20 protein-coding genes are annotated in these 21,093 nt (G+C 40.9%); 14 read left to right on the top strand and 6 right to left on the bottom strand.

What is annotated here, in order from left to right:
• The first annotated feature begins 257 nt into the window (after positions 1–257).
• Together KR50_RS07005 and KR50_RS07010 are read left to right on the top strand one after the other, a co-directional pair.
• Positions 258–2,267 carry an acyltransferase family protein gene (locus tag KR50_RS07005; RefSeq protein WP_041056623.1) on the top strand — a complete coding sequence of 670 codons (2,010 nt, stop codon included), beginning with the start codon at positions 258–260 and terminating at the stop codon, positions 2,265–2,267.
• A gap of 255 nt (positions 2,268–2,522) precedes the next feature.
• Positions 2,523–4,064, top strand: a complete 1,542-nt coding sequence (locus tag KR50_RS07010) for a BCCT family transporter (protein WP_041056626.1) — start codon at positions 2,523–2,525, stop codon at positions 4,062–4,064.
• 326 nt (positions 4,065–4,390) lie between these two features.
• On the opposite strand, the gene KR50_RS18465 is transcribed toward KR50_RS07010, so the two are convergent.
• Complete coding sequence (locus tag KR50_RS18465; protein WP_156969484.1) at positions 4,391–4,552, bottom strand: hypothetical protein; 162 nt, start codon at positions 4,550–4,552, stop codon at positions 4,391–4,393.
• 338 nt (positions 4,553–4,890) lie between these two features.
• On the opposite strand from KR50_RS18465, the gene KR50_RS07015 reads away from it, so the two are divergent.
• The 5 genes from KR50_RS07015 (at position 4,891) to KR50_RS07030 (ending at position 8,103) form a co-directional block, all read left to right on the top strand.
• Positions 4,891–5,262, top strand: coding sequence for a VOC family protein (locus tag KR50_RS07015; protein ID WP_041056628.1), 372 nt, complete (start codon positions 4,891–4,893; stop codon positions 5,260–5,262).
• 101 nt (positions 5,263–5,363) lie between these two features.
• Positions 5,364–5,501, top strand: coding sequence for a YjcZ family sporulation protein (locus tag KR50_RS18225; RefSeq protein WP_084215515.1), 138 nt, complete (start codon positions 5,364–5,366; stop codon positions 5,499–5,501).
• 123 nt (positions 5,502–5,624) lie between these two features.
• A complete protein-coding gene (locus KR50_RS07020; protein ID WP_041056631.1) occupies positions 5,625–5,873 on the top strand; it encodes a stage VI sporulation protein F in 249 nt (82 codons plus the stop codon).
• A gap of 222 nt (positions 5,874–6,095) precedes the next feature.
• Positions 6,096–6,941 carry a DUF2268 domain-containing protein gene (locus KR50_RS07025; protein WP_041056634.1) on the top strand — a complete coding sequence of 282 codons (846 nt, stop codon included), beginning with the start codon at positions 6,096–6,098 and terminating at the stop codon, positions 6,939–6,941.
• Positions 6,942–7,014: 73 nt separating this feature from the next.
• Positions 7,015–8,103 (top strand): NAD(P)-binding protein, encoded by a 1,089-nt coding sequence (locus tag KR50_RS07030; RefSeq protein ID WP_041056637.1) that lies wholly within the window; start codon positions 7,015–7,017, stop codon positions 8,101–8,103.
• A 30-nt stretch (positions 8,104–8,133) separates the two neighbouring features.
• Here KR50_RS07030 and KR50_RS07035 read toward each other — a convergent pair whose 3' ends face one another.
• A complete protein-coding gene (locus tag KR50_RS07035) occupies positions 8,134–8,817 on the bottom strand; it encodes a DUF421 domain-containing protein (RefSeq protein ID WP_041056640.1) in 684 nt (227 codons plus the stop codon).
• A 269-nt stretch (positions 8,818–9,086) separates the two neighbouring features.
• On the opposite strand from KR50_RS07035, the gene hpaB reads away from it, so the two are divergent.
• The 3 genes from hpaB (at position 9,087) to KR50_RS07050 (ending at position 12,585) form a co-directional block, all read left to right on the top strand.
• Positions 9,087–10,532, top strand: a complete 1,446-nt coding sequence (gene hpaB, locus KR50_RS07040) for a 4-hydroxyphenylacetate 3-monooxygenase, oxygenase component (RefSeq protein WP_041056643.1) — start codon at positions 9,087–9,089, stop codon at positions 10,530–10,532.
• A gap of 141 nt (positions 10,533–10,673) precedes the next feature.
• A complete protein-coding gene (locus KR50_RS07045) occupies positions 10,674–11,138 on the top strand; it encodes a hypothetical protein (RefSeq protein ID WP_041056646.1) in 465 nt (154 codons plus the stop codon).
• Positions 11,139–11,514: 376 nt separating this feature from the next.
• Positions 11,515–12,585 (top strand): C45 family autoproteolytic acyltransferase/hydolase, encoded by a 1,071-nt coding sequence (locus KR50_RS07050; protein WP_041056649.1) that lies wholly within the window; start codon positions 11,515–11,517, stop codon positions 12,583–12,585.
• A 327-nt stretch (positions 12,586–12,912) separates the two neighbouring features.
• Here the strand turns inward: KR50_RS07050 and KR50_RS07055 are convergent, their stop codons facing one another.
• Genes KR50_RS07055 through KR50_RS07070 form a run of 4 tightly spaced genes read right to left on the bottom strand, consistent with a single transcriptional unit; the run spans position 12,913 to position 16,025 of the window.
• Positions 12,913–13,869 (bottom strand): NAD(P)/FAD-dependent oxidoreductase, encoded by a 957-nt coding sequence (locus KR50_RS07055; protein WP_041056651.1) that lies wholly within the window; start codon positions 13,867–13,869, stop codon positions 12,913–12,915.
• Positions 13,870–13,924: 55 nt separating this feature from the next.
• Positions 13,925–14,608, bottom strand: coding sequence for a P-II family nitrogen regulator (locus KR50_RS07060; protein ID WP_041056653.1), 684 nt, complete (start codon positions 14,606–14,608; stop codon positions 13,925–13,927).
• Positions 14,605–15,333 (bottom strand): DUF1538 domain-containing protein, encoded by a 729-nt coding sequence (locus KR50_RS07065; protein ID WP_041056655.1) that lies wholly within the window; start codon positions 15,331–15,333, stop codon positions 14,605–14,607. Before KR50_RS07065 ends, KR50_RS07060 begins: the two co-directional genes overlap by 4 nt.
• Positions 15,330–16,025 carry a DUF1538 domain-containing protein gene (locus KR50_RS07070; RefSeq protein WP_041056657.1) on the bottom strand — a complete coding sequence of 232 codons (696 nt, stop codon included), beginning with the start codon at positions 16,023–16,025 and terminating at the stop codon, positions 15,330–15,332. Before KR50_RS07070 ends, KR50_RS07065 begins: the two co-directional genes overlap by 4 nt.
• Positions 16,026–16,394: 369 nt before the next feature.
• Here KR50_RS07070 and KR50_RS07075 point away from each other — a divergent pair, with 369 nt between their 5' ends.
• The 4 genes from KR50_RS07075 (at position 16,395) to KR50_RS07090 (ending at position 21,068) form a co-directional block, all read left to right on the top strand.
• On the top strand, positions 16,395–17,414 hold the full coding sequence (locus KR50_RS07075) for an STAS domain-containing protein (RefSeq protein ID WP_041056660.1): 1,020 nt from the start codon (positions 16,395–16,397) through the stop codon (positions 17,412–17,414).
• Between the two features lie 158 nt (positions 17,415–17,572).
• Positions 17,573–18,892, top strand: a complete 1,320-nt coding sequence (locus KR50_RS07080; RefSeq protein WP_041056662.1) for a short-chain fatty acid transporter — start codon at positions 17,573–17,575, stop codon at positions 18,890–18,892.
• A 130-nt stretch (positions 18,893–19,022) separates the two neighbouring features.
• Complete coding sequence (locus KR50_RS07085) at positions 19,023–19,571, top strand: cysteine hydrolase family protein (RefSeq protein ID WP_041056665.1); 549 nt, start codon at positions 19,023–19,025, stop codon at positions 19,569–19,571.
• A 24-nt stretch (positions 19,572–19,595) separates the two neighbouring features.
• Entirely contained in the window at positions 19,596–21,068 is a 1,473-nt protein-coding gene (locus tag KR50_RS07090; protein ID WP_041056668.1) for a nicotinate phosphoribosyltransferase, read from the top strand.
• Positions 21,069–21,093 lie beyond the last annotated feature (25 nt).

Below are 21,093 nucleotides of genomic sequence, written 5' to 3' on the forward strand. Positions count from 1 at the left end.
TAAGCAAAAAATTAGAAACCCTTCGTGTGTGGAAACATTACGAAGGGTTTTTGTCTTTTTGTGGTAATTAAATACAAATTTCTTTATTCTGATGAACAAGCAGCATGTAAGGTGTATCGTAGGATCAGTTAGTATAAAATGAACGGGGTAAGGCTATGGACTCAACTGCGTTCTTTCTATTGTATTCTTTTAGACAGCTGCGTTAAACTAGGAAATGGAATTATAATAAGAGTATTTTTGAAATGGAGTTGTCAACGTTGACTGATTTACGATCTCCCGAAAAAAAGTTTCGGCCTGAATTGGAAGGGGTTAGAGCAGTTGCGGCATTACTTGTTGCAGTTTATCATATTTGGTTAGGCTCTGTTTCAGGTGGAGTAGATGTATTTTTTATTGTTTCAGGTTATTTAATTACTACGTCTCTTCTTTCTAGAATGATGAGAGAAGGGAAAATTAATATAGGTGAATACCTGCTGGGTCTTGGCCGGAGATTGTTTCCGATCGCTTTCACTGTTCTTTTAGTAACGACTGTTGTTTCTATAGTCATTTTACCGCAGGCTCGGTGGATTCAAACGATTCCTGAAATTTTTTCATCTGCTTTTTATTATCAGAACTGGCAGCTAGCTACTAGTGCAGTTGATTATCTAGCACAAAATAACGCAGCGAGTCCATTTCAGCATTTTTGGGCTCTATCTATCCAGGGACAATTTTATATTACTTGGCCGCTGGTCATTATAGCGGTTTATTTTATTGCCAGAAAGGTATTAAAAACCCCGGTGAGAAAAACGCTGTTAGCGGTTCTTGCTATTCTTTTTACAGCTTCTATCTCCTATTCGATTTATATTACCGCGGAAAATCAGCCCTGGGCTTACTTTGATACTTTTGCAAGAGCGTGGGAATTTAGCTTAGGCGGAATGCTGGCCCTGTTGATTCCATATTTAAAATTTAAGCCTTCGATTAGCTTTTTTCTTGGGTGGCTTGGTCTTGCGATCATCGCCTTAACAGGAATTCTTTTACCTGTATCTACGGTCTTTCCAGGGTATGCTGCTCTATTACCTACTGGTGGAGTCATTCTCGTCATTATTGCTGCAGAGACTGGGAGTAGATTTGGTGTAGAAAAACTGCTCGGTTCAAAGCCGTTTTTGTATTTCGGTAGTATTTCATATGGTTTTTACTTATGGCACTGGCCGATGCTGGTTTTCTATTATGCTTATTTTGGAAGAGAAACGGTAACGAATTTAGCCGGTGTTTTAATTATACTAAGCACATTTTTGCTGTCCATACTATCCATAAGACTTTTAGAGTCGCCTGTTAGAAAAATTAATATTAAAGAATCAAAAGGTAAATTATCAGCGATTTTGGCTGCTTTTATGCTGCCGGTTATTATAACAGGCATCTCATGGTCGATGTATGTTAATTATTTTCAAGCTGAAGAAGAACTTCCGGCAGAAGATTATCCCGGGGCAAGAATGATTTCAAATAATGTTCCAGCTGCCCCTGATCTGGAGCCTCTCCCGGCAGCAGTGAACGCAAAAGGAGATCTTCCAACTTTCTATGATGACGAAGGGTGTTATACCACTCGAAAAGATAACGCAGTGTCAAAATGTTCATATGGTGAAACAGAAGACCCTGAATATGTTCTTGCTCTTGTTGGCGGCTCTCATTCTGGCCACTGGTTTCCTCCTTTAGAAGAAATTGCTGAGAACCTTAATCTTCAATTGGATGTATACAATAAAGATGCATGCCGGTTTTCTCAGGATGATTTTGGAGGGTTTTTATCTGAATCCTGTATGGAGTGGAATGACAAAGTAATGGAACCGCTACTTGAAGATCCCCCGGATATGCTCATTACAACTGCAAACGTTAATAAGCAATCCACGGTTCCACAGGGGTATATAGATAAGTGGAAGAAATTTGAAGGTGTGTCAAAGGTCTTTGCGATTCGTGACAACCCAAGAATGACTGAGGACCCTCCTTCGTGTGTGGAAGAAACACCGGAAGATTGTTCAGTAAAAAGAGCGGAAGCACTATCAGCTACCCCTCCATGGGACAATACAGAGAATATCCCGGATAACGCAATATTTGCCGATCTATCGGATTATTTTTGTGATGAGGAAGTCTGCTCCCCAGTTATAGGAAATGTTTTAGTGTATCGGGATTATCACCATCTCACAGCCACTTATGCTGAGACTTTAACTCCTGCCCTAGAAGAGCACATAATAAAAGCAATTGAGCAATTGGATAAAACATCTGCACAAAACAGTGAATAAGTGAAGTCAACAATACATCATACAGAGAAGAGACCTTGCAAGTGCACAGGTCTCTTTTTTACATGTATCTTGAAGGCTTAGCTTGAACTAAATTACTTCATGTACAGCAGTGGATAGCAATAGAATAAATTTCCAGATAGTATAGAGCGGTACATCTTTTCTATTTGCTGCTTAAAAAACAAAACGATTTTTCGTTTTTCCCTCTTCTCACAGGGTATAGGAAAAAGCACCTATAAAAACGAAAGGGAGGATAAGATGAGTAAGAGAAGATGGATTGATTATAAAATTTTTGTGCCCTCATTACTAATTATTGTTGCGATCAGTATTCCATTTGCTCTTTATGAATCAGCATCTTTGGAAGTTCTGAATGTAATTTTTAATTACATTGTTGACGTTTTCAGCTGGGGTTACCTCTGGTATGGTGTGATTTTAGTTGGAGCAGGTTTGTATTTATCTTTTTCAAAATATGGACAGGTGGTACTCGGAGATCCGGCAGAAAAGCCGCGTTTTACTTTGTTTGAATATGCGTCAATTTTAATCGCAATGGGAGTAGGTTCGACCATTATGCGAACGGGTATGCTCCAGTGGACATCCGTCGCCAATGATCCGCCGGCAGGTGTTGATCCAGGATCAGCCGAAGCCATTTTATGGGGAAATGCCTACAGCATGTTTTTATGGGGATTCCAGGTTTTTGCGATATTTGTTATGATCGCGCCAGCCATGGGTTATATTCTTCATGTGAAAAAACGGCCATTAATGCGTATTTCAGAAGCGTGCCGTGTTCTTTTAGGTGACAAACTTACGGATGGATGGGCAGGAAAAGCACTCGATGTTCTATTTCTTGTCAGCATATTAATGGGTGCAGCGGTGACGCTAGGCCTCGGTGCGCCGATTATAACTTACAATCTTTCTGCACTATTTGGTATAGAAGTAACGTTTGGACTGACGATTACGGTAACGCTTATTTGGGTCGCTTTGTTTTCCCTAAGTGCCTATTTAGGAATAGAGAAAGGAATTAAACGTTTAAGCACCTTTAATATGTATTTAGCAGGACTATTTGCTTTCTTTATCTTAGTTGCTGGACCGGGCGTTTTTATCTTAAATTATTTTACAGACAGCGTGTCATTTTTATTAACAAATTATTTGTCTATTTCACTCAATACAGATTCTGTCTACCAGGGACAAGCTTCCCATATTCAAAGCAATACAGTGTTTTGGTTTGCATATAGTGCAACATGGGCCATGCTTCACAGTGTGTTTGCTGCGAAAATTTCAAAAGGCAGAACGATAAAAGAAATGATTCTGACGTATTTCCTGGCTCCTACTGTGATTTCCTGGGTTGCAACAGGCGTTCTGGGCGGTTTAGGCGTTCATCGCTATCTCACCGGAGAAGTTTCTATTCTTAATCTAGTTGAAAATGAAGAGAGAATGGCAGCAATTCCAGCCATTTTATCAACACTTCCTTTTGGAGAAATTTTCATAGGTGTGTTCATTGTCGTGGCGCTAATTTTCCTCACCACAACGCTTGACTCTACGACTTATACTGTGGCTGCTTACACAAGCACCAGCGATATGAGTAAAAATGAACCGCCGAGAATCCTGCGCATTGTAATTGCTGCTGTAATTACTGTTATAAGTTTAGTGCTTATGCGTGTTGGTGGACTGGCACCTTTGGAGGTTATCTCAGGTTTAATGGGACTGCCGATCATCATTGTTCAGTTTGTGTTAATTTATGCTGCTAAAAAAATGATCGACGAAGATCAAGCATGGAAATATAACATTAGAAAAAATAGTTAAAAGTGGTTGAGATATAACTGGAAAAAGGTTAAAAACGAGGCAGTAAATCTATTATTAGTATGAGATCGGAGCGGTGTGTGGCGACTCCTGCAGGATAGGACGCTCGCTTAAGACATCGCATGGCATAGCCTGGGAAGGGCATAAACGTCCGCCTAATCGAAGTAAATCGGTTAAAGAGCTTGAGACACGGAACCGACCCCCGAAAGTTAGATTTTTTACTCTAACTTTTGGGGGTTGCCACCCACTTGTCCCAAGCTCTTTTTCCATATGGCATGATTAAATGAGAAATACAACCGGCTGTTCAACATAGTCTTCTGTCGAGCTGCTTATTGCTGGGGTTTTTCTAATGCAGGAGTTGCTGTTTTATGATATTGAGCAGCGAGGCATCCACTAAAAAGCTCTACCACTTTAATCATAGAGATTTGATCGTCTAACAGAGATAATTTAATGGTTTTTGCTTTATGGAGGATATATTCTTGTTCCGTCATTGACACTTCTCCCTTTTTTGTTTATTGTTTCCGGTCTATTTTCCATTCATACGTTCAAGCTAAGAAGAATATGTAAAAAAAAGATCAATTTTTAAAGATTTCTGATAAAGAACGGATTACTATAGGGTTCGATTCTGCCAGATAATTGTGAAATGGAAGGACGACAAGCATTAGAATATAGAGGACCAAGAAAAAAAGAAGGATGGCTGAAAATGAAAGATCATGAAATGACAACACGCAAATAAAAGACCTGATCGTTTCCTTGTGTTTGCGTTTACATACTGAATGACTTTATAGTAGTAATAACCTGATTTCTACAATGGAAAGGATTGATAAAGATGTATGAAGGGATTCACCATGTTTCGCTGCTGGTAACCGATATAGAGCGGTCAAAAAGATTTTATGGAGACACGTTAGGCTTTGAAGAAAGCGTAGACCGCCCTGCATTTGATTTCACGGGAGCCTGGTACCAGGTCGGGAATACGCAGATTCACTTAATTGTTCATGACAATGGAAAAACATTGAGAGGTACTAATAAAATTGATTCGCGTGATGGCCATTTTGCCGTCCGTGTAATCGATATGGAAGCCTTTCTTGAAAAACTGAAGGATAAAGATATAAAACTGATCGATAAGCCAACAAATAAAACTGAGTGGCACCAGGTGTTCGTCGCTGACCCTGATGGAAATATTATTGAATTTAATCGATAAAACCGCGGACTATGTCATTCACCCATACATATTTCTTCCACCTACATACTTTATAGAGAGTGTTTAAAAAACCTCAAATTATAATTTGGAGGTGAATATATATGTACGGATACGGCGGCTTTGGCGGCGGCGGTTGGGGTGGCGGCTGTGGTTGTGGCGGAGGCTACGGCAGCGGATTTGCCTTGATTGTAGTACTGTTTATTCTGCTTATTATCATTGGTGCAACTCTATATTGTTAGTATAAATTAAAGACCAGATTCCTGGTCTTTTTTTGTGCAATCGGGATACAGGCTTATACCATCCTTACTCCTCTTTCATATCCTATACAGAAACCTATGACATAAAAACGGGGATGTGGAAGAATGTTTGATCGAATTGAGAAAAAAACGGGTGTGAAAATGGATGACATTGTAAAGCTCGCTAGATCGCTGAAGGATGCGGATTTTAAAGATGAAAAAACAGTAAGATCCATCATTAGCAAGGTTTCTTCACTTGCGAAGAAGCCTGTATCAAAAGAAAAAGAAGAAATGCTTGTTCAAACAATCCTTAGCGGAAAAGTTCCGAAAGACTTAACCCAGCTTGGAGAAATGTTAAAAAAGAAGAAAAATTAAGGATGGGACAGCAAGAAAAAAGATTGCCTTCACAGACATGAGACTTTCTGTGAGGACAGTCTATTTTTGTGTGCAGACTTATTTACTTCTCAACTGAAGGACTACTACTTATTTTTATCTAGTCAGCTAGCTGTATTATGGGGGGCAAACTGAACCCGGGTATTTGCATGAGCGTCTGTGAATAAAATAAATGATTAGGATCACAGTTGAAAGGAGAAAGCGATGTCTGTAGTCAATACAAGAATATGGATAAAAAAATTTATTGAGCAGTGTGAAAAGAATCCGAGGAAAAATCCTGCTGCATTTCAGGTTGAATCTATTTGTACGCCATTACAATCGGTCTTTCCTCATATTCCGCCAAAAGATCTGATGGCACTGCTTTTAAAGCATGGGCTTTTTAATGCAAAAGAATGGCAGGAGATTTCACGAATAAATATAGATCCATCGCTTCAGGATCCTTGGGTAACAATTGAAAAAGATTTTCAGTTGTTAAAAAAACGATGGAATGGACCGGATTGCCCGATCTACATTTTGCCAATTCGGACTGACTTGAAAACGTCGGATGAAAGTCCATTTGAGAAAAATGGACTGGCGTTCAAGCAGGGGGTGTTTCTTTTTATATCGCCATCTCTGTCACTTGGCAGCTTAAAGGCCATTTTTGCCCATGAATATAATCATGTCTGCCGGCTGCATCAATTGAATGTACCAATTGAAAAAATGACATTAAAAGAGTCTTTAATTATTGAGGGGCTCGGAGAATATTCGGTTAAGGAGCTGGGAGGAGAACGATTTTTAGCTCCTTGGACTCATTTGTATACAGAAGCAGAGAGAATAAAGATATGGAAAAAAGCATTTTTGCCGGAGTTAACGCGTGAAGGAACGGACCATCATCGAAAATTTTTATATGGAACGAATAAGAAAGCATTGCCAAAATGGATTGGTTATCATATTGGTTTTCATATTATTTGTTCGTATATCGAGCAAAATGGACCGCGATCTATGAAGCAATTACTAACTGTCTCATCAGACGAGATAATCTGTAAATCGGCATTTAAGCTTGATAATTAACTGCTTTTGGCAGAATGGAAACCTCTTCTTTGTTACAAACTAAACAGATCTAAGGAAATAAGGAGAGGTTTGTGTGAAAATTGCCATTATGGGAGCTGGTCTATCGGGTCTTGCCTGCGCACTGACGCTTGAAAAATATGGCTGTCAGGCAGATGTATTTGAAAAAAGGGGGCTGGCAGGGGATCGTTTTATTTATGCTGAAGCCATGTTTTCAATGTTTCATCATCCAATCGATGATGCCGTAAGCTATTTATCAGTGGAGCATGGCATTCATTTAAAGCCATCTAGTACTATTCAAAAAACAGAGATCTGGACAGAAAACGAGCGCTCTTCTTTAAATGGGCACTTAGGTTATGTCAACATGAGAGGAAAACATCCCGCCGCATATGAAAAGCAGCTGGCAGATCAGCTGCAAGGCAAGATTCGTTTTCATCAAGATGTCAGCCATACCGAAATTTCAAAAGAGTACACTCATACCGTGTTAGCGACGGGTGACTCATTGGATACAGAGAAAATACAGCCTTATAAAACAGCATTAACGGTTCGATTTATCGGAGCTATCGTTGCTGGAGAATTTGATATCACGACAGTCCACACATTTTTCAACAATCTTTTTGCACCGAAGGGAATGGCTTATCTTTTGCCGCATTCGGTACACGAAGCATCCCTTATACTGGTGTATCCGCAATACCCTGAAAATGAGGTGCTTGATAAGGATGAGCTATGGGAGAACTGTCTAGTTGAATGCAGAAAGAGGCTTAATCAAAACCTTGCATTAATCAGTATGTTTGAACTTGAAAATTACCGGATTGGCACAACAGAAACACCAAGGATTGGCAATACATTTTTTGTTGGAAACTGTTTTGGTTCAATCATGCCTTTTTTAGGTTTCGGACAATTGGAATCCATCTTAACAGGGATTTATGCGGCACAAGCTATCGCTGGAAAAGGTAATTATGAAGATCTTGTTCGACCTCTATACAAAAGCTACCATGACTCTCTCTCATTAAGAAGAGGGATTGAAAAGCTTGATAATAAGCAGCTTGATTTCTTGGCCGCATCCATCCGCAATCCGTTAATGGAGAAACTGCTTTTAAGTAAAAGAGTGGACGGATTAAAGATAGCAAGCCGCCTGATTCATCCATTTCAAAAAAGAAGTTAGCAGAGATTAACTAACACTCAAGCTTCGAAATTATTCTGGAAGCTTGTCCTCTTTGAAATCCACATAAATTGTGCCGTCTTTTTGTAGACCGGCATAAAAAACATCGGAAAGTGACTTTACTCCCGACAGCATTAATTGTTGATGAAGCCATGGTTCGGATCGGTCCAATTTTGTTAAATTTTCTGTATGGATTTTTCCGTCTGATACTAAGGTTGTAGCAACGGGGCTTTTCTTTATTGAGTCAACGCTTGGGCCAGGGACAGGCGGACTTTTTTTCAAAACAGAAAGATTTCCATTCGTTTCAAAAATAGCATAATCCACTTCGGAGAGGATGAATATATCTTTGTCTCTCAAAAGAGAAAGCAGCGCGTCAAGATCAACACGCGCCTTTTTTAATTCCTTTTCCATTATTTTTCCTTGTTTAATTAAAATCTTAGGCTCACCATCGAGAGCCTTTCGAAGTTTTGGACTTTGAATATCAAGCCACTCGAGTGCAATGGTGATCGTACTCCAGCCAATCAGTCCAACCAGTCCATTACGCACGGGTACATCTGGATTAATCGCAAGGTTCGCACCGATGGAACCGATCGCAATTCCGGATACAAAATTAAAAAAAGTAAGTTGGGAAATTTCCTGTCTTCCCATCAGCCTTGTTAAAACTAAAAGTACAAAAAAAGAGAGGATGATTCTCAATCCCAACTCAAGTAATGACATAGTTAAAACTCCTTCTCCTTTAAAAACACAGACAGGAGTATTATCTCTTTGTTTCATTTCATTTATGTGCGGATTTAAGATGACTCTCTTGATATTGATTCTTTTTTGCAAAAAAATGGCGAGAAGAACGAGCTTACAGAATCCTTAATTGACTGTCTTACATAACGAATTAACTTTGAACATGAATAGTTCGTGTAATTAGAAATAGTGTAGTAAGAAAGAGGACTGAAGTGAGTGATGCAGGAGAACTTTTTAAGGAGTGAACCAAAGTGGGAGCGATAAAGGGGTCAGAGTATATAAATAGAATAAATCAAATGAAAAATCATGTATGGATAGACGGCAGTCGTGTCAAGGGAGACATCTCAGTGCATCCAGCATTTAAAGGGGTAATGAAAAGCCAGGCTGCGCTTTATGATCTGCAGCATAAAAAATCGATAACAGAAATGATGACATTTCGATCACCTCTGACAGGAAAACGGGTAGGGGCTTCTTTTTTACTGCCTACATCTAAAGAAGATTTGCTTCAGCGCAGGCTGATGATACAGGAGTGGGCCAGATCACATGCAGGGATGATGGGCAGAAGTCCTGATTACATGAATACTGTGCTGGTTTCCCTTGTTGCTTCTTCCTATTTGCTTGAAGAAAAAGAAAATTGTTTTCCTGAGCATATTGTTTCTCTTTTTGAAAAGGCCAGGGAAAATGATTGGTCCTTTACTCATACGTTTATCGATCCTCAGGTAAACCGTGCCCCTTATCAGTATAGTAACGAATCCGATGAGATCATTGCAGCAAAAATTGTTGATCGCACAGATAAAGGGATTATTCTCCATGGAGCAAAGCTTCTTGCGACTCAAGGAGGAATGACAGACGAAATCATCGTATATTCTCCAGCTGGAATGCTCAATTCAGATTACTCTTATTCTTTCTCCATTCCAAGCAATACCAAGGGATTAAAATTTATTTGCCGTCCGCCTTTTTGCCGAACAGAATCCACCTTTGATTCACCGCTTGGAGCCCGATTTGAAGAAAGCGATGCACTGGTCGTTTTTGATCATGTGCTGGTACCATGGGACCGAGTCTTCCATCACAGCAATATTGAGGCGACGGACACTCTCTCAAAAAAAGGCGCTTATGCCCAGCTGGCTCTTCATCAGGTAGCATCGAGACAGGTAGTAAAGGTTGAATTTATTTTAGGCGTCGCACAGTTGATGGTTGACAGCATCAGCATTGGAGATTACCTGCATGTTCGTGACAAAATTTCTGAAATTATCATTGCTCTCGAGACAATGAAAGCTTTGGTTGTGGCATCTGAAACAGGGGCTTCTACGGATCATGGGTATATGCTGCCTGATATTAATCCACTATATGCTGCGATTAATCTATTCCCACGCCTATACCCGCGGCTTACTGAAATTCTTCAGCTGTTAGGAGCAAGCGGTTTGGTTTCAATCCCCACAGAAGCGGATTTTCATTCGGAAATTCAAAAGGACTTAAATCAATACTTGCAATCGAAATCAAAAGACGCAACAAGCCGAGTAAAAATATTCAGACTGGCTTGGGACACGTGCATGAGTGAATTTGGATCAAGACAAACCTTATACGAGCGTTTTTTCTTTGGTGACCCGGTTCGATTATCGAGCTCATTATATCAGATCTACGAACGGAAGGCATTGACAAAACGGGTGGAGGAACAGTTTTTAATTGATCCCGAGTAAAATATGGGACCTCCACAGTAGTAGTGGAACTTTAATTGTAATAATATGGAGACTTTTTTTGATTATGTGTGACTTTTGGATAATGCGGGTAATTAGATAGGAAGCTCTTAGATTTAAGTAGGAGTGTACTGGAGGGATTAGATGAGTCATCATCCAATGGTAATGTCAGCAAAAAGAATGATACAGGAAGCATTTGAAGGGCCGGCAGATCCGCAAGAAGGCAGTTACTATGTGAATACGGAACCTAATTCAGGCGTTTTGGGGCTTCTTGAATCCATTTCAGCTCAAAAAGCCTCTCAAGACATTAATGGAACAAACCTTGCAGCGCATACTGACCATGTCCGCTATTATGTATGGGGAACGAATGAAATTTTAACCGGTAATGAAAATCCTAAAATGCAATGGGAAGAAAGCTGGAAAATTGAAAACGTTTCAGATGAAGAGTGGAGAGATCTTCAGGAGGAGCTGCGCACTGAGTACAAAAAATTGCTTGAAGGTGTAGACCGGATGAAATCCATTGATATCCATACAAATGAAGTATTGGGTTCTCTGGCTCATACAGCTTATCATCTTGGTGCGATGAAACAAATGATGAAAATGGTGTAATTCTTTTTATTTCATTATCGTTTTAAAAAGCAATCCGAAAATCAATCGTTTCGTCTTTTACAACGTATATGCAGTTAAACAACCCCTACTTAGCGACCAATGACCGGTCACTTGAAGTGGGGGTTTTACGCGCTTTTAGAGATCAGGCTGATGCTGCATCCAAACTGTCTCACCTTCCATTTCTTATACCATCTAACGAGCCCGAATCAGCTATCTTGTAATAACGCTTTTATTAAAAGTGCTGAATTTAAGAGCACATATAAACAATCGATGAACACCAGACCAAATTTAATCAACCAGGCTCCTATTCTTTACGTGTTCAACAAATTCCCTTAAACTGTCTACTAATATGACAAACAAAAAGAGGGTTACTAAAATGAAAAAAGTACATAGTGATATCCTGCAATTTCGTGGTTCACACTACGATTTTGGGCTGTTACAGGGAAGGCTTCTAAAAGATTCCCTGACAGTTGAAAACCGGGAGAAACAGTGGAAGGTAAGAAAGCCGAGATTTACAGTGGCGGAAGCTGAAGTTAAAGATGCGATCACGAGGTTTACACCTGGTCTGTGGGAAGAATTGCTTGGGATACGAGAGGCGCTGGATTGGACAATGGAGCGTGTCATGATGGAGTTTGGAGGATACAGGGTCGATTATAATCGCTCAGGCTGCTCTATTATGACGGGGGATGGCTATATGGTCCGGAACTATGATTATATGCCAAAGACCTATGAGGGCCGCTACCTATTTTATCAGCCAACCGACAGCGGTTACGCCACAGCTGGACCTTCCCAGCGAATTACGGGACGTATGGACGGCATGAACGAACATGGTCTTTCTCTAGGCTACAATTTCATGCACAGAAAAAGACCTGGCAACGGATTTATTTGCTGCACAATCGGCAGGATGATCCTTGAATCCTGTGCAAATGTTGAAGAAGCTGTGCAGATGCTAAAAGAAATTCCTCACCGCCATTCATTCAGCTATACGGTTTTTGATAAAAGCAATCAATCACTAATAATTGAAACATCTCCAAGAGGAGTGGAGGTCAGAAGCTCAAATGTTTGTACGAACCATTTTGAAATCATGACCAAGGAAAATCGGTATCATCTGGTTGATTCAAAAAAGAGAATGAATGCAATTAATTCACAGCGGCACGAAGTTACAACTCCATATGATGCTTTTCGCTTAATGAACGATACTAATAAAGGTGTGTTTTCAAAGCTTTACAGCGACTGGGCAGGAACGATTCACACCTCAGGCTACCTGCCGCGTGAAATGAAACTATGGTTTGCGCTTGGCGGAGATCAGGAACCTGCAGAGATTGACTTTGGGGGCTGGCTGGAAGGAAAAGATGTACAGCTCGACAAAATGACTGGCGAAATCGATACAGATCTTCCTTTTGTGCATATGGATAAAGGAGCGTATTGGTCTGCAAAAAAAGAGTAGTACAGGTTTGATAAGGGGTAATCGAGAGGCTCATCCGGCGTGGAGGGTGAGCTCTAACTATTAAGAGAGCAACCGCTGCATAACAAGAAGGCTGAGACAAAAGTGTCTTAGCCTCTTGGACCGGTTCGCTGCGCTTCAGGTGGACGCTTTCCGCAGGGACGGGAGCTTGAGCCTTTTCAGGGCCTTGCCCTTCAAAGTCTCAAGCAACCGTCATATCCTGCAGGAGTCGCCACCTTCCGCTCCGCTCACCTCATACTTTTAATAAATACAACTTCATTTTTTAACTTTTTTTGAGTTTTGAACCAACCTCGTTCAAATTATATCTTGTTATACTTTTGAAACCGCTTTTCCAACGTTTATTCCAGATAGTATGGCACTTTCAATACGGGTTCTGCCGCTTGCATCCGTTTCAGTGAGAAAACTGTCACCAGCAACATAAACCGGGTGCTGATCCAGACGTAAAAAAGGCTGTCTAACTACATCGTTGGCTTCAGAATAACGCCAGCGTTTGAGCTCGGCAGCATCTATCTGCTCAGTGATTTGAGCAGGAAGGGATAAAATCAGCTTTTCTAAAACCTTTTCATCCTTTAAATGGAAATGTTTATCACTCCAATCTCCAGACATGTAAACGGAAAGAATTGGAGTCTCAGAAATTCCTTTTTGATCATTCGCTACAATTTTGTCTACTCCTTCAGGCAGATCCTGTGATCGGATACCTGATTCTCCAATTGCGAGCGTTGATGTTAATGAAAGAAGTCCGACAAAGCAAGATTTGAAGCTTAAAGCCTTCAGCAGCTCTTCCGTTTGACCGCTCAGCAGACCTGGAGATTGTTGAAGCAGCACTAGTGATTGCGGAACAGGAGCTGTGAGAATGAGAGCATCACTTTGGTAGTGCTCTTCCTTTTCGGTGAGAACTTTTACACCCGAGTCATCTGATAGAATTTTTATTGCCCGCTGGTTAAGCTGGATCTGAAGAGGGGCAGCTATTTTTTTGATAAAAGGGTTCATGCCGTCGATGCCTATATATCTGGGGAAGTCATCACCAAACCATTTCTTAACCCAGCCGTTATCAAGCCATTCCTCTGTTAAAGACTGCAAGACGGCTGAGCGGACGGTAAAGAATTGAGCTCCATGATCAGCTCTGCCTTCACCGATTCTTCTGGTGGCCATACGCCCGCCTGCGCTTCTTCCTTTTTCAATTATAATTGTTTCGTGCCCTCGTTCTTCCAGCGTTTTGGCAGCGAATATCCCGCTTAATCCACCGCCGATAATGGTAACTTTCATTCTATTCCCATCCCCTTTTTTATCTGGTTTCGCAAATACATTAAACGTTCTTCAGTTAATCATCCATCGAGCTGTGATTGACGCCGAATACTTTTTCCACATCTACGAGAAAGCTGATTCCTTTTCCGGCCTGATCCAATTGGATTTCCTCATTAATCTCCTCAATGACCTGATCCGTTATGGAACCCGGGACGATGGTTAAAATAACATCTTTCTCAGGGTCGATTGAAAATTTCATAAATGTTTGCCGTTCGTTTACACCGGTACCCCTGCCTGAAAGGATGGTACAACCTTCCGCTCCTGCACGTGCTGCGGCCTGAATGACGGATTCAGATTCTCCGGAATTTACAATGGTAATAATCAATTGGTACTGTTTGTTGTCTTCCTTCACACGAAATGCTCCTTCCTGATTGGCGCGATCCTTGAGATGGGGCACCCCGAGTAATTTTGATAAATGAATGACAAATCCTATTGAGCCATTCCCTGGTGTTTCAAGGTCAGTGGCACCGATGCCTGCACTGAGAATCTGATTTTCAAGGTTTCCGTCATAAGCAGCAAGGACAATATCCTTTTTATGGTCCAATTTTACACCTAGAAAGCTGCTTTTTTCATTTTTTCCTTTGCGGTAACCATATAACACTGTGGCTCCGTCAAGACCCGCTTTCTTAGCCGCACGAATAAATGAGCGGGAGCTTCCTCTTTTTAAAACCGCTACAAATAACTTGTGATTTAAATTCATGTCTTACTGCCACCTTTCCTCATATAAATTTGACCGAGGATTAAAACGGATATTATAGGTGCGAGGGCAACAAGAGCGATTAAACCAAATCCATCTTGCATCGGATCTCTGCCTTCTGTAACTCCAGCTACTCCTACAGCCATCGAAGTTATAAAAGTAACGGTCATCGGACCCGTTGCTACGCCGCCTGAGTCAAACGCAATCGCCACAAAAGTTTTTCTTGAAATGAATATCAGGCCAATTGCGATAATATATCCTGGAAGGATGAGCCACCATAGTGAAAATCCATATAAAATCCTGGCCATGGACAACGCAATTGAAATGCCGACACCGATTGATATCGTATAAAGCATAACATTTTCTGAAATGGAGCCGCCCGTCACTTTATCGACCTCTTCGTTCATTATTCTTACAGCCGGCTCAGCAAACGTCGCGACAAATCCAAGAACAAACCCGATGGGTATCAGCAACCATGTATTAGAACGTTCTCCAAGTGTTTCACCCATCATTTCTCCTACGGGCATGAATCCGACGTGCACCCCTTGTAGAAAAAAAGAAAGACCGAAAAACGTAAGTACAAATCCATAGAGTATCCGGATGATCCGCTCTTTTGTCAGGTTCAATAAAGTGAACTGGAAGAGGACAAATATAAGCAGCAGCGGAACAAGTGCATAAGCAACTTCTGTTAAGGTTCCTCCAAAGCCTTCAAATATAACTAAATTCATCCGAAGATCACCCCTAACATCATCACGGCAATAATGGGACCAATTGATGCAAGACCAATTAAGCCAAACCCGTCACTCGAAGAAGAGGAATTGGATTTTAACACCGACGCAACCCCAACGCCAAGCGCCAGAATAAACGGTACTGCCATGGGGCCTGTGGTTACACCACCGGCATCAAAGGATATCGGAATAAATGACTTGGGAACAAAAATCGCCAGTATGAAAACGACAGTGTAGCAGCCAGCAAGCAGATAGTGGATGGGAATTGAAAATACAGTCCGGGCCATCGCAAGACCTACAAAAAGAGACAGTCCAATCGCAACGGATAAAATCAGTATCCAAGAAGCAATCGCCCCTCCTGATACATCATCAATTTGTTCGGCAAGAACTCTTACGTCTGGTTCGGCGATCGTAACCGCAAAACCGAGCATAAGACCAACGCCTATAATCAGCCATGTCTTCTTTGTTTTAGGGAGCTTTTTACCGATCATTTCTCCTACAGGAAGCAGACCTGCATGGACACCAAGCAAGAACAGGAAAAATCCCAAACTCACAAAAATGACTCCTACTATAAACTGAAGAAAAAGATCCAGGGGCAGGCGGACCAATGTGACTTGAAGCAGCACGACTACGATCGTAATAGGAAAGATCGCAGCAGAGACTTCTTTAAACGTTCCTTTAACTTTATCCATTATTTCACCTCAATGATACTGGTTTCTTCCAGTTTGAATTATTCAAAATGTATATGAAAATTCTTCTTTAGTAGAATCAGTAATCTTTTATTTGTTTTTTTACTATACCTTTGGGGCAAAGATTAAAACTTCATCAGGGAAAGTAAGAGAAAAGGAATGTAGTAAACTAGCGAAATTATGACAACCGAGTGAACAAGGCGATCGTTTCCCAGGAAATAAATCGGTTGGCAAAGCTGCTGAATAAGATTAATCAGTAAAATGATACAAATTCCATAAGTCTGGTTATTCCTTTTTCAAACAGGTATTATAGTAGTGTAGTTTAGTTTTTTGTTTTTAAAATACGAATAAGGCAAGAAAAGGTGACTAATAATGGAACAAACTAATAAAATTAATGTAAGCGGTATACAGTTCGAATGGAATTTAGATAAGGGTCAATTTTTATTTGAAGGGGAAGATGCGATCCTTTTTTGGATATCTAGTGCGATGAAGACATTCTTTGATACAATTGAAGAAATTTCAGGAGAAGAAGCATCCAATCTTGTTTTTGAAGCGACCGGCTTTCGCCAGGGACTGGTTGTCGGTGATTATTTCAGTAATATGAAAGAAGTCAGTGTAGAGGAAGCAGCAACTTTAATTACAAACACTTATGCCTCAGCAGGATGGGGAAAAACATTGATACAAGATTTGAATTTTGAGACTCACACACTTACCGCTCTTTTAAAAGATAGTTGGGAGCATAAAATTAACCAAACACAAGGAAAGACAATGGGAGGTAATTACCTGCCGGCTCATTATGCCGGCATTTTTACCGCCATGTTTGGCACGAACATCTGGTATAAGGTGAACTGTTATCAGTTAGAAGGAAACGAGTACACTAAAGTTGAGTATTTTCCCTCTGACGTTACTGTATCTGAAAATATTCACCTGCTTGCCAGAAAAAAAGAATCTCAGCAAATCATCCAGCTTGAAGCATTAGTCGAGGACAAAACAAGAGAGTTAAAGTCACTTGTAAAAGAGCTTTCCTCCCCGATTATTCCAGTACTGGATGAAGTGGTCGTGGTTCCGCTGCTGGGTACTTATGATGAAGAGCGCTCAGAAGAACTCGTCTTCAAAACGTTGACTAACCTGCCTTCTTATAAGGCAAGCTATTTAGTACTGGACCTTACAGGACTAAACAAAAATATCAGCGGACACACGGTAAGTTTAATTGAAAAAATTGGTTCTGCTGCTTCACTTATCGGAACAGATACGATACTGGTAGGCATTTCAGCAGAGTTAAGCATGGTTATTTCAGAATCCGAAATCAATTTATCAAAGTTTGACTGTTTCCAAACGCTTCAGCATGGCATTTATTATGCATTGAGCGCGTTAGGCAGAAGCATTATCTAAATTATCCAGGCTATATGCAAATTCCTCCCTAAAACACCCGGACTGTCCAAGTCCGGGTGTTTTTCAATGAAATCTATATCTGAACAACCTTTAAAAATGAAAGGGTTTTCATTATATATTGTCGAAAGGTGTAAGAGTGAAGAAAAGGAGGAGAAAAAATGAAACGAATTATTCGGTTTTCCAATTCAATGATGGAACGATTTTTGCCAGACCCGTTTTTGTTCGTCATCATTTTGACGCTGGCAGTCTTTGGGTTTGGAATGGTCTTGACCGGTTCATCACCTCTTGAAATGGTCAGTTATTGGGGAGAGGGCTTTTGGGGACTCTTAGCCTTTTCAATGCAGATGGTTCTTGTACTGGTGACAGGATTCGTTTTAGCAAGCTCGCCTATTTTTAAAAAAGGGCTTGGCAGGCTTGCAGATTTTGCGGGTTCACCTGGCAGTGCGATTATATGGGTAACGCTTGTATCACTTGCAGCAAGCTGGATCAACTGGGGATTTGGACTTGTCATCGGAGCATTGTTTGCCAAGGAGCTTGCAAAAAGAGTCGAAGGAGTAGATTACAGGCTTCTTATCGCAAGCGCTTACTCCGGTTTTATTATCTGGCATGCTGGTTTTTCCGGTTCGATTCCATTGTCAATAGCTACAGATGGCCATCCTTTTATGGATCAGATCGGCATTATTCCCACAAGCGAGACGATTTTTGCCACCTATAATGTACTGATCATTCTTGTTCTTGTGGTCGTTTTACCGCTTTTGAACCTTTTGATGATGCCAAAAAAAGGTGAAACCGTCACAGTTAAGCCAGAGATGTTAAATGAGGAATCGATCGATGAAAGTGCTGCCACGAATAGCCTCACACCGGCAGAGAAATTGGAAACGAGTGCGGTATTGTCTTTAATTATTGGACTATTAGGGATCTCTTATTTATTTTATTATTTTGTTCAAAATGGTTTTGCCTTAACATTGGATATCGTGAATTTTTTATTCTTGTTTTTAGGTGTTCTTTTTCACGGCAATCCGAGAAATTATTTAATAGCGGTTCAAAATGCGGTAAAAGGTGCTGGAGGCATTATTATTCAGTTTCCTTTTTATGCAGGTATCATGGGAATGATGACCGCTTCAGGTTTGGCTGCTCTTATGTCTGAAGCCTTTGTCAGTATTTCAACAGAAACCACATTCCCGCTCTTTGCTTTTTTGAGTGCAGGAATTGTGAATTTTTTTGTACCATCAGGCGGAGGGCAATGGGCAGTACAGGCACCTATTATGCTGGATGCGGCACAAACACTTGGCTCAGATCCAGGTAAAGTTGCTATGGCTGTCGCATGGGGAGATGCCTGGACCAATATGATTCAGCCTTTCTGGGCACTTCCTGCTCTGGCAATAGCCGGTTTAAAAGCAAAAGACATCATGGGATTTTGTTTAATTGTGTTATTCGTCAGTGGCGTCATTATAGGAGCAGGCCTCCTTATTTTATAAAGCTGGTGTGAAAAGCTGCCATTGTATTCAAGAGAAATGGTAAAGAAAAAACATTTGACAGTGGCAGCTTGTGTCTGCACTGATGTAAGCGTAAAATAAATAAAAATATCATCTAGCTGGAGGGAATGGGATGAAGAGAGCACTCATTAACATTGATTATACCAATGACTTTGTAGCTGAAAACGGGGCGTTAACGTGCGGCAGACCGGGTCAGGAGATTGAAGAGCAGATTACGGCATTGACCAAAAAGTTTCAAGAGGAGGGGGATTTTGTCGTATTTGCTATTGATCTGCATGATCAAAACGATGAACACCACCCTGAAACGGCCCTCTTCCCACAGCACAATATAAGGGGAACAGAAGGCAGGGCATTGTATGGTGCGCTTGGACCGCTGTATGATATGATTCAAGATAATGAAAATGTCCTATATTTGGACAAAACCAGGTACAGTGCTTTTGCAGGAACGAATCTCGAGCAGAAACTGAGAGAGCGCCAGATAGAAGAGGTGCATTTAGCGGGTGTTTGTACGGATATTTGCGTCCTCCATACCGCTGTGGATGCGTATAATAAAGGATTTAAAATTGTGGTTCATAAAGAAGCGGTCGCAAGCTTTAATCCGGCTGGGCATGAGTGGTCTTTACAGCACTTTGCTTCAACGCTCGGAGCGGCAGTTGTTTAGAACGTGACGAAGGAGCTAATCTAAATGAGTAAGGGTTTTCAAGACGACAGTTTGATGTTACATACAGATTTATATCAAATTAATATGGCAGAAACCTATTGGGAGGATGGAATGCACGAGAAAAAAGCTGTATTTGAACTTTTTTTTCGTACTCTTCCATTCGGCAATGGCTATGCAATATTCGCAGGCCTTGAACGATGCCTGAATTATTTAACAGATTTTAAATTTACAGAAAGTGATCTTGACTACTTAGAGCATGAACTCGGCTATAAAACAGATTTTATCTCTTATTTAAGAGATATTCGATTTACTGGTACTGTCCGTTCTATGCGTGAAGGAGAGCTCGTTTTTGCTAACGAGCCGATTATGAGGATAGAAGCGCCTATTATTGAAGCGCAGCTTGTAGAAACCGCTTTGCTGAACATCGTCAATTACCAGACGCTCATAGCCTCTAAAGCTTCCCGTATTAAGCAGGTGGTGAAAGAAGAAACGGTTATGGAGTTTGGAACCAGGCGTGCCCATGAAATGGATGCTGCAATCTGGGGAACCAGAGCTGCTTATATCGGCGGATTTGATGCAACAAGCAATGTCCGTGCAGGTAAAATTTTTGGCCTTCCGGTTGCCGGAACACATTCTCATGCGATGGTACAGGCCTACCGGGATGAATACACAGCTTTTAAAAAATACGCGAGACGCCATAAAGACTGCGTGTTTTTAGTGGATACTTATAACACATTAAAGTCCGGTGTTCCAATAGCTATTCAAGTAGCGAAGGAACTGGGGGATGAAATTAACTTTGTCGGCGTTCGTCTCGACAGCGGCGATATCGCTTATTTATCCAAGGAAACGAGAAGAATGCTGGACGAAGCCGGGTTTGCCGATACCAAGATTATTGCTTCAAATGATTTAGATGAATACACCATCTTAAATTTAAAAGCACAAGGTGCAGTAGTGGACATCTGGGGCATCGGGACTAAATTGATTACCGCATATGATCAGCCGGCACTTGGCGGGGTGTATAAACTTGTATCCATTGAAAATGACCAAGGCGAAATGGTGGACACGATCAAAATTTCCAGTAATGCTGAGAAAGTGACCACACCGGGAATTAAGCGGGTGTACCGCATTATAAATAAGCTAAATAATAAGTCCGAAGGGGATTATATTACGTTAGAAGGGGAAAACCCCCAAGAAGAAGATCATTTAAAGATGTTTCATCCGGTTCATACATTCGTTACAAAATTCGTAACGAACTTCGAAGCACGTGATTTGCATGAGGTTGTGTTTGAAAATGGAGAACAGTGCTACATAACCCCTCCAATTGAAGAAATTAAAGAATATGTTAAAACAAATCTTGAATTGCTTTGGGATGAGTACAAGCGATCGATGAACCCGGAGGAATACCCGGTTGATCTTAGCCAGCGATGCTGGGATAACAAAATGCGTAACATCCAGGAAGTCAAACAATCTATTCGAAATGCGGCACCAAGATCGTAAGACTTCTAACAAAAAATACGTTGAG

Source organism: Jeotgalibacillus campisalis (assembly GCF_000829515.1).
Lineage (GTDB): Bacteria > Bacillota > Bacilli > Bacillales > Jeotgalibacillaceae > Jeotgalibacillus > Jeotgalibacillus campisalis.